12 protein-coding genes are annotated in these 12,346 nt (G+C 55.8%); 8 read left to right on the plus strand and 4 right to left on the minus strand.

Annotated elements, in window-relative coordinates; all coding sequences use genetic code 11:
* The first annotated feature begins 3 nt into the window (after positions 1-3).
* Positions 4-678, plus strand: a complete 675-nt coding sequence (locus ACUTSW_RS05810; protein ID WP_434462908.1) for a glutathione S-transferase family protein — start codon at positions 4-6, stop codon at positions 676-678.
* 329 nt (positions 679-1,007) lie between these two features.
* Here the strand turns inward: ACUTSW_RS05810 and icd are convergent, their stop codons facing one another.
* On the minus strand, positions 1,008-2,261 hold the full coding sequence (gene icd, locus ACUTSW_RS05815) for an NADP-dependent isocitrate dehydrogenase (protein WP_004943319.1): 1,254 nt from the start codon (positions 2,259-2,261) through the stop codon (positions 1,008-1,010).
* Between the two features lie 132 nt (positions 2,262-2,393).
* Between icd and rluE the strand changes: the two genes are divergently transcribed.
* The 5 genes from rluE (at position 2,394) to purB (ending at position 6,760) form a co-directional block, all read left to right on the plus strand.
* The gene (gene rluE / locus ACUTSW_RS05820) at positions 2,394-3,020 is read left to right on the plus strand and encodes a 23S rRNA pseudouridine(2457) synthase RluE (protein WP_445583918.1); all 627 of its coding nucleotides are present in this window, start codon (positions 2,394-2,396) and stop codon (positions 3,018-3,020) included.
* A 73-nt stretch (positions 3,021-3,093) separates the two neighbouring features.
* On the plus strand, positions 3,094-3,540 hold the full coding sequence (locus tag ACUTSW_RS05825; protein WP_006324831.1) for an NUDIX hydrolase: 447 nt from the start codon (positions 3,094-3,096) through the stop codon (positions 3,538-3,540).
* A gap of 94 nt (positions 3,541-3,634) precedes the next feature.
* Complete coding sequence (mnmA, locus tag ACUTSW_RS05830; RefSeq protein WP_445583919.1) at positions 3,635-4,738, plus strand: tRNA 2-thiouridine(34) synthase MnmA; 1,104 nt, start codon at positions 3,635-3,637, stop codon at positions 4,736-4,738.
* Positions 4,739-4,740: 2 nt separating this feature from the next.
* Positions 4,741-5,367 carry a high frequency lysogenization protein HflD gene (gene hflD / locus ACUTSW_RS05835; protein WP_004943308.1) on the plus strand — a complete coding sequence of 209 codons (627 nt, stop codon included), beginning with the start codon at positions 4,741-4,743 and terminating at the stop codon, positions 5,365-5,367.
* 22 nt (positions 5,368-5,389) lie between these two features.
* Positions 5,390-6,760, plus strand: coding sequence for an adenylosuccinate lyase (purB, locus tag ACUTSW_RS05840; RefSeq protein ID WP_004943305.1), 1,371 nt, complete (start codon positions 5,390-5,392; stop codon positions 6,758-6,760).
* A 58-nt stretch (positions 6,761-6,818) separates the two neighbouring features.
* Here purB and ACUTSW_RS05845 read toward each other — a convergent pair whose 3' ends face one another.
* The 3 genes from ACUTSW_RS05845 to pdxR form a co-directional block, all read right to left on the minus strand.
* A complete protein-coding gene (locus ACUTSW_RS05845) occupies positions 6,819-7,520 on the minus strand; it encodes a GNAT family N-acetyltransferase (protein WP_445583920.1) in 702 nt (233 codons plus the stop codon).
* Positions 7,521-7,540: 20 nt separating this feature from the next.
* Positions 7,541-7,993, minus strand: a complete 453-nt coding sequence (locus tag ACUTSW_RS05850; protein WP_197912789.1) for a GNAT family N-acetyltransferase — start codon at positions 7,991-7,993, stop codon at positions 7,541-7,543.
* A gap of 135 nt (positions 7,994-8,128) precedes the next feature.
* A complete protein-coding gene (gene pdxR, locus ACUTSW_RS05855) occupies positions 8,129-9,637 on the minus strand; it encodes a MocR-like pyridoxine biosynthesis transcription factor PdxR (protein WP_445583921.1) in 1,509 nt (502 codons plus the stop codon).
* A gap of 511 nt (positions 9,638-10,148) precedes the next feature.
* Here pdxR and phoP point away from each other — a divergent pair.
* A complete protein-coding gene (gene phoP / locus ACUTSW_RS05860) occupies positions 10,149-10,820 on the plus strand; it encodes a two-component system response regulator PhoP (protein ID WP_004943295.1) in 672 nt (223 codons plus the stop codon).
* Between the two features lie 5 nt (positions 10,821-10,825).
* Complete coding sequence (gene phoQ, locus ACUTSW_RS05865; protein WP_445584450.1) at positions 10,826-12,283, plus strand: two-component system sensor histidine kinase PhoQ; 1,458 nt, start codon at positions 10,826-10,828, stop codon at positions 12,281-12,283.
* Positions 12,284-12,346 lie beyond the last annotated feature (63 nt).

Here is a 12,346-nt window from a genome sequence, read left to right on the forward strand (position 1 = left end):
GAGATGCCTACCCATGACCTGACACTTATTAGCCACCCACTCTGTCCCTTTGTGCAGCGTTCAGCGATCGTTCTTCTCGAGAAAAATGTGCCATTTGAACGCGTAAATGTAGACTTATCGGCGAAGCCTGATTGGTTTCTTGCTCTGTCACCCACTGGCAAAGTGCCGCTACTTAAAGTGCGTCAGGCAAAGGGTGAAGATGCCATTATTTTCGAGAGCATGGTGATCTGCGAGTACCTTAATGAAACGCAAGACGGTGATTCGATGTATGCTGACGATGCATTAGTAAGAGCCAGACAGCGCGCATGGATCGAGTTCTCTACATCAATGCTTGGAAATGCATGGCAATTTTTAAATGCGACTGATCAGGCCATTGCAGACAGCAAACGCGCGGTGTTCCGTGAGCAGCTTGAACGTATTGAATCTGAATTGAGCTTAGGGCCTTATTTCTCTGGTGCTAAATTCAGTATGGTTGATGCGGTCTACGCTCCTGTTTTCCGTTACTTCTCTATCATCGATGCATCAGTATCTGAGGCTATTTTTGAGGGACTTCCACGTGCTTCCGCATGGAAAGCTGCACTTGCGAAAAGGGAAAGCGTAAAAGTCGCTGTATCATCAGATTATGCAGAACTTTTCCAAAATCATCTTCGTCAGCATTCTGCAATTCTCGCTGCTTGAAGATATTAACTGGGAAACTGACCTGCCCCCGTTGATTAAAACACTGCAATGTTAGTAATTCCTCCACCAACGGAGAGAACAATTTTGAACTTCCGCTCTTCGCTCAAAACTACCCTTCAAACTTGACTTGTGCAGTTACTGGTCTTGTTTAAAGCAAACAAGTGATTTGCGAACGGGACTAATCCATTCCTATGGCTTGGGCTGAATTCACTCTTTAAATTGATACACTCAAAAATGCCAAAATGGCCGAGTTTTGATAACCGTTGCAATTTGAATAATAAAAAACGGGAACCATCAGGTTCCCGTTATCATTTAACGCTAAAACACACTTACATGTGTTTAACGATAGCGTCGCCAAACTCTGAACATTTCAGCAACTTAGCGCCTTCCATCAGGCGTTCGAAGTCATAGGTCACGGTCTTGGCAGCGATTGCGCCTTCCATGCCTTTAACGATCAGGTCAGCCGCTTCGAACCAGCCCATGTGACGCAGCATCATTTCTGCGGACAGGATGATGGAACCTGGGTTCACTTTGTCCTGGCCGGCATACTTAGGTGCGGTGCCGTGGGTCGCTTCGAACAGCGCGCAATCGGAACCGATGTTGGCGCCCGGTGCGATACCGATACCGCCAACCTGTGCGGCCAGGGCGTCGGAGATGTAGTCACCGTTCAGGTTCATACAGGCGATCACGTCGTATTCCGCCGGGCGCAGCAGGATTTGCTGCAGGAAGGCGTCGGCGATCACGTCTTTAACCACGATCTCTTTACCGGTGTTCGGGTTCTTGATTTTCAGCCACGGGCCGCCGTCGATCAGTTCGCCGCCGAACTCTTCGCGCGCCAGTTCGTAGCCCCAATCCTTGAAGGCACCTTCGGTGAACTTCATGATGTTGCCTTTGTGAACCAGGGTCACAGAGTCACGGTCGTTGGTGATGGCGTATTCGATCGCCGCACGTACCAGACGTTTGGTCCCTTCTTCGGAACATGGCTTGACGCCGATACCGCATTGTTCCGGGAAGCGGATTTTCTTCACGCCCATTTCGTCGCGCAGGAACTTGATCACTTTGTCCGCTTCGGCAGAACCGGCTTTCCATTCGATACCCGCATAGATGTCTTCGGCGTTTTCGCGGAAGATCACCATGTCGGTCAGCTCTGGCTGTTTAACCGGGCTAGGGGTGCCCTGGTAGTAACGCACCGGACGCAGACACACGTACAGGTCCAGTTGCTGGCGCAGAGCCACGTTCAGGGAGCGAATACCGCCACCGACCGGGGTAGTCAGCGGGCCTTTGATGGCAACGCGATAGTCACGGATCAGATCCAGGGTTTCTTCCGGCAGCCACACGTCTTTCCCGTAAACGTGAGTGGATTTTTCACCGGTGTAGATTTCCATCCAGGAGATTTTACGTTCACCGTGGTAGGCCTTTTTCACAGCCGCATCAACCACGTGAATCATAGCAGGGGTAACGTCAACGCCAATGCCGTCGCCTTCGATGAACGGGATGATCGGGTTATTCGGAACAACCAGTTTACCCTGGGCATCGACCGTAATCTGTTTACCTTCTGCCGGAACAACTACTTTGCTTTCCATCAACCTCTCCTTCAAGCGCAATTTTTGTTAATGCTTTGTAAGATGCGTGTAGATACTACTCGAATATTCAGTCCGCGCCAATCCGAAACGGATTCGGTTATAATGCGCCTATCATCCGTAATCTCAACTGTTATGAAAAAATTCCCTGTTAAAAATCACAACGTTAAACGATTCAGCAAGCCGAACGCCGCCAAACCCGCTGTAGCACAGGGTCCGCGCCGCGTGGTGTTATTCAATAAACCCTTCGATGTGCTCCCCCAATTTACCGATGAAGCAGGCCGCACCACGCTGAAAGAATACATTCCTTTTCCCGATGTATACGCCGCCGGGCGGCTGGATCGCGACAGCGAAGGGTTATTGGTGTTGACCAATGACGGCAAGCTGCAAGCGCAGCTTACCCAGCCGGGCAAACGCACCGGCAAAGTGTATTACGCCCAGGTGGAAGGCGCGCCGCAGGAAGCCGATCTGGCGCCGCTGCGCAGCGGCGTTACGCTCAAAGACGGCCCCACTCTGCCGGCCGGCGTGGAGTTGGTGAGCGAGCCGGAATGGCTGTGGCCGCGCAACCCACCGATCCGCGAACGCAAGGCGATCCCCACCGCCTGGCTGAAAATCACCCTGTTCGAGGGCCGAAATCGCCAGGTGCGTCGCATGACGGCACATATCGGGTTCCCTACCCTGCGCCTGATTCGCTACAGTATGGGCGAGCTTTCCCTGGGTGCATTACAACCTGGCGAATGGAAAACCCTTGATTCGCTGTAGCCGGCCAACAAAGCGGCCGAGTGAAAAACCAAGGGTATGCCAGCACTTCAACCAGCCGCTGTAAGGGGCCGTTATGTTTAAACCGCACGTCACCGTTGCCTGCGTGGTTCACGCCGCCGGGAAATTTCTGATCGTCGAAGAAACCATCAACAACAAAGCGTTATGGAATCAGCCGGCCGGCCACCTGGAAGCCGATGAAACCCTGGTGCAAGCCGCCGAACGCGAACTGTGGGAAGAAACCGGCATCCGCGCCACGCCGCAGTCGTTCCTCAAGCTGCACCAGTGGATCGCCCCGGACAACACGCCGTTTTTGCGCTTTTGTTTTGTCATTGAGCTGGAGCACCCCCTGCCCACCGAGCCGCAAGACAGCGATATCGACCGCTGCCTGTGGCTGAGCGCCGAAGAGATTTTGCAGGCGCCCAACCTGCGTTCCGGGCTGGTCGCGGAAAGCCTCCGTTGTTACCAGCAGCCGGAGCGCTACCCGCTATCCTTGGTCGGCAGCTATGATTGGCCGTTCTGAGATGAATAAGTGCCGTGCGCCGGCGCGGCCAACGTGGTAAAATCCTGCGCTTGTTTTTTATCGCACGGTTCGTGTTCAAGTTCGTGAGACTCCCATGTCAGACAACAGCCAGAAAAAAGTAATCGTCGGTATGTCCGGCGGCGTCGACTCTTCCGTTACTGCCTATCTGTTACAGCAACAGGGCTATCAGGTCGCTGGGCTGTTTATGAAGAACTGGGAAGAGGACGATGACGAAGAATATTGTTCCGCAGCGACCGATTTGGCCGATGCGCAGGCCGTGTGCGACAAACTCGGTATCGAGCTGCATACGGTGAACTTCGCGGCAGAGTACTGGGACAACGTTTTTGAGCTGTTCCTCGAAGAGTACAAGGCCGGTCGCACGCCGAACCCGGACATCCTGTGCAATAAAGAAATCAAATTCAAAGCCTTCCTGGAATTCGCCGCAGAAGATCTGGGGGCTGACTTTATCGCCACCGGGCACTACGTGCGCCGCCAGGACGTGGACGGCAAAAGCCGCCTGCTGCGCGGCGTCGACGGCAACAAAGACCAGAGCTACTTCCTGTATACCCTGAGCCACGAGCAGGTCGCGCAAAGCCTGTTCCCGGTCGGTGAACTGGAAAAACCGGAGGTGCGACGCATCGCCGAGCAGTTGGAACTGGTTACCGCCAAGAAAAAAGACTCTACCGGCATCTGCTTTATCGGCGAGCGCAAGTTCCGTGATTTCCTCGGTCGCTACCTGCCGGCGCAGCCAGGCCCTATCGTCAACGTCGATGGCCAGATCGTCGGCGAGCACCAGGGGCTGATGTATCACACCCTCGGCCAGCGCAAAGGGCTGGGCATCGGCGGCATGAAAGACAGCAGCGAAGATCCGTGGTACGTGGTAGACAAAGACGTCGCCAACAACGTGCTGGTGGTCGCTCAGGGGCATGATCATCCGCGCCTGATGTCTACCGGCCTGATCGCGCAACAATTGCATTGGGTCGATCGCCTGCCGCTGAGCGGGCCATTGCGCTGTACGGTGAAAACCCGTTATCGCCAGCAGGATATCCCGTGCACCGTTACGCCACTGGATGACCAGCGTATCGAAGTGCGTTTCGACGAGCCGGTCGCCGCCGTCACCCCAGGCCAGTCAGCCGTGTTTTATCAGGACGAAATCTGCCTCGGTGGCGGCATTATCGAACAGCGTTTACAGGAGTAACCGTGGCGAAGAATTATTATGACATTACGCTGGCGATGGCTGGAATCAGCCAGTCAGCGCGTCTGGTCCAGCAACTGGCCCACGAGGGGATATGCGATAAAGAAGCCTTGCATGTCTCGTTGAGCAGCCTGCTGCAAATGGACCCGCCTTCCACGCTGGCGGTGTTCGGCGGCGAAGAGCGCAACCTGAAAATGGGTCTAGAGACGCTGATGGGTGTGCTCAATGCCAATAACAAGGGGCCGGGCGCCGAACTGACCCGCTACACCATCAGCCTGATGGTGCTGGAGCGCAAGCTCAACGCCAATAAGCAGGCGATGAACCAGCTTGGCGAACGCCTCGGCCAGTTGGAGCGCCAGTTGGCGCATTATGATTTGGAATCAGACACCATTATCAGCGCGCTGGCCGGCATTTATGTCGACGTGGTCAGCCCGCTCGGGCCGCGCATCCAGGTGATAGGTTCGCCGGCAATCCTGCAGAACACGCAGGTGCAGGCCAAGGTTCGCGCCACACTGCTGGCCGGCATCCGTGCCGCCGTGCTGTGGCAACAGGTTGGCGGCAGCCGCCTGCAATTAATGTTTTCTCGTAATCGTCTGTTTAAACAGGCGCAAAATATCGTTGCTCATTGTTAATCGATCCCAGGAGTTGCTACCGATGGAATTATCCTCACTGACCGCCGTTTCACCCGTTGATGGACGCTACGGTGATAAAGTCAGCGCACTGCGCACCATTTTCAGCGAATACGGTCTGCTGAAATTCCGCGTGCAGGTTGAAGTACGTTGGCTGCAAAAACTGGCCGCCTGCGCAGAAATCAAGGAAGTTCCCGCTTTTGACGCCGACGCAAACGCTTTCCTCGACAAGATCGTCGCAGAATTCAGCGAAGAAGACGCGCAGCGCATCAAGACTATCGAACGCACCACCAACCACGACGTGAAAGCGGTTGAGTATTTCCTGAAGGAAAAAGTGGAAGCCGTCCCTGCCCTGCAGGCGGTCTCCGAGTTTATCCACTTTGCCTGCACCTCAGAAGATATCAACAACCTGTCCCACGCGCTGATGCTGCAAACCGCACGTCAGGACGTGGTGCTGCCGTACTGGCGCAAAATCATCGATTCGATCAAGGGCCTGGCGCTGGAATATCGCGATATTCCTTTGCTGTCCCGCACCCACGGCCAGCCGGCGACCCCGTCGACCGTAGGTAAAGAATTCGCCAACGTGGCCTACCGGATGGAACGCCAGTTCCGTCAGCTGGAACGCGTTGAGATCATGGGTAAAATCAACGGTGCGGTCGGCAACTACAACGCCCACATCGTCGCTTACCCGGAAGTGGACTGGCACCAGTTCAGCGAAACCTTCGTCACCTCGCTGGGCATCACCTGGAACCCGTACACCACTCAGATCGAGCCGCACGACTACATCGCCGAGCTGTTCGACTGCGTGGCGCGCTTCAACACCATCCTGATCGACTTCGACCGCGATATCTGGGGTTACATCGCCCTGAATCACTTCAAGCAGAAGACCATCGCCGGTGAAATCGGTTCTTCCACCATGCCGCACAAGGTCAACCCAATCGACTTCGAAAACTCCGAAGGCAACCTGGGCCTGTCCAACGCGGTGCTGAGCCATCTGGCCAGCAAACTGCCGGTTTCCCGCTGGCAGCGCGACCTGACCGACTCCACCGTGCTGCGTAATCTGGGCGTGGGCCTGGGCTATGCGCTGATCGCCTATCAGGCGACCATGAAAGGCATCAGCAAGCTGGAAGTGAACCAGGCGCACCTGCTGGACGAGCTGGATCATAACTGGGAAGTGCTGGCCGAGCCGATCCAGACCGTAATGCGCCGTTACGGCATCGAAAAGCCGTACGAGAAGCTGAAAGAGCTGACCCGTGGCAAGCGCGTGGATGCCGCCGGCATGCAGGCGTTCATCGACGGTCTGGCGCTGCCGGAAGAAGAGAAAACCCGCCTGAAAGCCATGACCCCGGCTAACTACATTGGCCGCGCCGCCACTATGGTTGACGAGCTGAAATAATCGGTCTGGTCAGAAAGCAAAAAGGCGGCCAAATGGCCGCCTTTCGTATTTTAGAACCTCAGCGCATAAATGCCTGCAGGCGCTGTTTCTGCTGCCCCTGCGCGTTGAAGTTGCCTGGGCTTAACCACTGCTCGAAGGCGGCTTTAATGGCCGGCCAGCGATCCGAGGTGATGGCGAACCAGTCGGTATCGCGGCTGCGGCCCTTGGTGATCACCGCATACCTGAACCGGCCCTCGTAATTGAAACCGAACCTTGCCGCCGCCAGTCTGGATGGCGCGTTGTGGCTGTCGCACTTCCATTCACAGCGGCGATAACCCAAGTCATCGAACAGGTGACGCAGCATAAGATAGACGGCCTCCGTTGCGCTGGAGCGTTGCTTCATCGCCGGCGACCAACTGACGTGGCCAATCTCCAGCACACCGTTGCCTTCATCGATGCGCATATAAGCTACGGTGCCGACCGGTGCGTGGCTTGCGCTATCGAACACCGTCAGGTTCACCAATGCGGGGTTGGCCTGAAGCTGGGTCAGGTGCTGCAACATCGCCGCCGGGCTGTCCGGCCGTTCGGCGGATAAATAGGTCCAGTCCCGGCCATCCGGGGCCAGTTGGAATGCGCGGAACAGGGCTGCGTGATCCCGCTGCGGATCAAGCGACTTCATGAAGCAAAATCGCCCGTCAAGCGGCTCTCCGGCAGGCCGTTGCGGTGCCCGCCAATCGGTTAATGGCTCGCCCACCGGCTGCCCGAATTGATTGAACGCCATAAGCCCCTCGCAACCTGTAATTAACGGGTATAGATGATGAACGAGCTTCTTCTGCCTATTTTGTCGTACAGCGAACGCGCCGGGGCGTTGTATTCCTGCGTCATCCAGTAAACCCGATCGCTGCCCCTTTCATTGGCAAGCTGATAAGCCTGCTCAAATAACTTCTCGGACACCTTCTTGCCGCGCGCCACCGGGGAAACATAGAGATCTTCAATATAGCAATAACCGGCGGAGCTCCAGGTTGAAGGGTGGAAAATCAGGTTCATCAACCCCAGAAGATTGCCGTTTGCGTCTTCCGCCACCAGCCCATAAACCTGCTGATCCGAGCATAAGCGTTCAAACGTGTGTTCGGTGACCTGCGCGGCAATGTCCGCACGATAAAAATGAAGATATCCCTGCCACAGATCCAACCACTGCGATTTATCGCCGTTTTGTATTTTGCGTACCACAACGCCATTGTTTACTGGGTGCATAATGCCTCTCTGGTTTTAAGATATTATTTCCACAGGAGAAATAACCTAATGCCAACAGGGTACACCGGCGATCGCAGGCTGAATACAGACCAATTCACAACAGTGAGCAGACCAATTTTGACGACATAAACGCCATTAATCGGCCTGCGGCAGCGCGCTGAAAATAGCGGATAATTTTTTGATGAATTTTACGATTTCATCCGGCGTGTAGGCCGAGAAGCCAAATACCAGCGCCCCTTCCCGAGGCTGGCCGGTGTAAAAATCCGCCAGCCCATAGACCTTCATTCCCTGCGCGGCGGCGGCCTGAATCAAACGCCGCTCGGTAGCCGCATCCGCCAACGGGCACACCAATTGCAACCCACCCTGCGGCAGCGGCGGCCGGGTCCAGGCAGCAAGATACTGATGGACCGCCGCATGCAAAATATCGAGCCTGGCCTTATACAGCTTGCGCATACTCCTTAAGTGTTCGGCATAAAAATCGCCATTTAAAAAGCGGAATAGGGTCATTTGCGGCAACGCGGAGGTATAACCATCCTGGAATTGTTTGGCAGCCACCATAGGCTTGATTAACTGTGGCGGAACGATGATAAAACCGATGCGCAGCCCCGGGAACAGGGTTTTGCTGAAGGTGCCGATATACAGCGTGCGTTGGTATTTATCCAGCCCCTGAAGCGAAGCCCTGGTCAGCCCGTCATAATTGAATTCGGAATCGTAATCATCTTCAATAATCCAGGCCTTGTGCTGCTGCGCCCATTCCAGCAGTTTCAATCTTCTGTCGATGCTGAGCGAATGCCCCAGCGGATAATGATGAGATGGCGTGACATACACGCCACGCCCACGATGGCGCGCATCAATTAATGCATCAATATCCATTCCGTCATGATCGACCGCGACAGGCTGGGCGATGATCCCCGCAGACTGCACCAGCTTTTTCGCCCCCTGATAACCCGGCTCTTCGACAAAGACCCTGTCGCCAGGATTGAACAACACCTGGGTACACAGCGACAGCGCCTGTTGGGAGCTGGTCACCACGATCACCTGCTCCACACTGGCCTTAACGCCCCTTTCGCGCCGTAGATACTCAATGATTTCGCCCCTCAGCTCCACCACTCCCTGGGGATCGGCATAGCCCAACAGACGTTCGCCGTACTGCCGAACCGCCAGCCTTTCCAATTGCAACCAGCTATCTATCGGGAACAGCCGCAGGTCAGGCAGTGACGGCGTGAGCGAACTGGCGCGGCTGGTATGCGGCGCATGGGCGGCCACCAGCAACGAGCGACCATGCGCGCTCAGTTCCCGCTCCGTCAGCAGTGCGCTTTCGGCGTCATCGGCCGCCAACAACTCGCGGCCAATCAGGGTGCTTCGCTGATAACTGACAAAACTGCCGCGCCCCACCGCGCGGGCAATGTAGCCTTCGGCTTCCAGTTGGGCGTAGGTCACCTCGACGGTATCGCGAGAAACGCCCAGCCGGGCAGCCAACACCCGGCTGGGCGGAAGTTTCGCCAAATATGGCAGCTCCCCCGCCGTCACCTGCTGTTTGATGGCCAGATGCAGCGCCGCTTTGCGCGTCATGCCCTGTTGCAAATGCCGGGCAAAGCTTGCCTGTAGGGCGTCCGGGGAAGTGGGTGGGCTGCTGTGTTTCATGGTGCTCCGGTCAGAGGGCGGGGGCCGTTTACGCCCTACTTTACCTTATTTCAGTCCCTTCGCGGTCATGCCAGGACATTGACCTGAACCCGCCAGATTGCGAATACGGCGTTTTTAAACGACTTTTTTCTTCCCCAATCCTTTCCCCCTGCACTGCCCCTCCTTCAGCTCGGTATCTCATGCATTGACTTACGCAAAACGCCAGTGGGTTCCGGGCTTTAGCCCAATCCTTCAACACCCGACGGTTTAAGTTTGGTTTAACTTTGCTCCGCCATTGTTTATCCGGCGTTTATTAGCCGTTGCCGATAATGACGGCGAACATAAAATTGATAGCGCTTATTTCCCGCCAACGCTCTGCGTCTCTTGCGGTAACAGCGGGTTCTACCTACCATAGCGTCAAGATTAACGATCAGATGGGTAAGTAGCCGCGCTATCCCTCACGCGCTGAAGAGCGTGTTACTTTTATAGCGGGGTGACAGGATGTTCACCCGCATAGTCACAGGAGTCCGCCATGCGAGTATTGGTTGTTGAAGATAACGGTTTGCTGCGCCACCACCTTTCCGTGCAGATGCGTGAAATGGGTCATCAGGTCGATGCTGCAGAAGATGCCAAGGAAGCCGACTATTTCCTGCAAGAACATGCGCCGGACATCGCAATTGTCGATCTGGGTCTGCCGGGCGAAGATGGCCTGAGCCTGATCCGCCGCTGGCGCGCTCACCAGATGAAGCTGCCCATTTTGGTGCTGACCGCGCGCGAAAGCTGGCAAGACAAAGTGGCTGTGCTGGAAGCCGGCGCCGACGACTATGTCACCAAGCCGTTTCACCTGGAAGAAGTGATTGCCCGCATGCAGGCATTGATGCGCCGCAACAGCGGCCTGGCTTCCCAAGTGATCGTCTTGCCACCGTTCCAGATCGATCTGTCGCGCCGCGAGCTGAGCGTCGGGGAACAGCAAATCAAACTGACCGCGTTTGAATACACCATCATCGAAACCTTGATCCGCAACGCCGGCAAAGTCGTCAGTAAAGATTCGCTGATGCTGCAACTCTATCCGGATGCGGAACTGCGCGAGAGCCACACCATCGATGTGCTGATGGGCCGCCTGCGCAAAAAACTGCAGGCTGAATATCCACAGGAAGTGATCACCACGGTTCGTGGCCAGGGCTATCGTTTTGATGCGAAGTGAACATGATGTTCAACAAAAATAAAAAACCTTTTTCACTCCGTGCACGCTTTTTGATGGCGACCGCCGGGGTGATCCTGGCGCTGTCGCTGTCCTACGGCATGGTCGCGGTAGTCGGTTATATCGTCAGCTTCGACAAGACCGCCTTCCGCCTGCTGCGGGGTGAAAGCAACCTGTTCTTCAGCCTGGCGCAATGGAAAGACAACAAGCTCACTATCGCCATTCCACCCGACCTCGATCTCAACTTTCCTACCCTGGTGTTTATTTACGACGACAAGGGCAATCTGCTGTGGAGCCAGCGCCAGTTGCCGGAGCTGGAAAAGCGCATCAACAAAGAGTGGCTGGAAAAATCCGACTTCTACGAAATCGATACCGATACCCGCATCAGTAGCGAAGTGCTGGGCAACAACCCCAAAGCCCAGGATCAGTTGAAAAACTATGACGACAACGACCAAAACGCACTGACCCACTCAGTGGCGGTCAACACCTACGCGGCAACCTCGCGGCTGCCCGCGCTGACCATAGTGGTGGTCGACACCATTCCGCAGGAGCTGCAGCGTTCGGACGTGGTCTGGGAATGGTTCAGCTATGTGCTGCTGGCCAACCTGCTGCTGGTGGTGCCGCTGTTGTGGTTGGCGGCTTACTGGAGCCTGCGCCCGATCAAGGCGCTGGTGAATCAGGTGGGCGAGCTGGAGAACGGTGAACGCGAGCAGCTCGACGAAAATCCCCCCAGCGAACTGCGCGGGCTGGTGCGCAATCTGAATATTTTGCTGCGCAATGAGCGCCAGCGTTACACCAAATACCGCACCACGCTGTCCGACCTGACCCACAGCCTGAAAACGCCGCTGGCGGTGCTGCAAACCACGTTGCGTTCGCTGCGCACCGGCAAGCAGACCACCATCGAAGAGGTCGAACCGATCATGCTGGACCAAATCAGCCGCATCTCGCAGCAAATTGGTTACTACCTGCATCGCGCCAGCATCAGTTCGGGGCAAACGGTACTGACCCGTGAGATCCACTCCGTGCCCGCGCTGTTGGACAGCCTCACCGTGGCGCTCAACAAGGTGTATCAGCGTAAAGGCGTGGTGATCACGCTGGATATTTCGCCGGAAGTGACCTTTATGGGCGAAAAGAACGACTTTATGGAAGTGATGGGCAACGTGTTGGAAAACGCCTGCAAATACTGCCTTGAGTTCGTTGAAATCACCTCACTCCACTCCGATAAAAACCTCACCATCGTGATCGACGACGACGGGCCGGGCATTCCGGAAAGCAAACGCGAGTTGATCTTCCAACGTGGTCAGCGCGTAGACACCCTGCGCCCCGGCCAGGGGTTGGGGTTATCCGTTGCGGCGGAGATTATCGAGCAGTATGACGGCGCCATCACCATCAGCGACAGCCCGCTTGGTGGTGCGCGCATGCAGGTCACCTTCGCCCGTCAACACGATTCCCATCATCACGAATAAATTCTGTCGTTCCGGCCCCGATCCACGGGGCCAAACTTCCGTTATAATCGCACTCAGGCTCAC

This window comes from Serratia sp. TSA_198.1, from assembly GCF_052686505.1.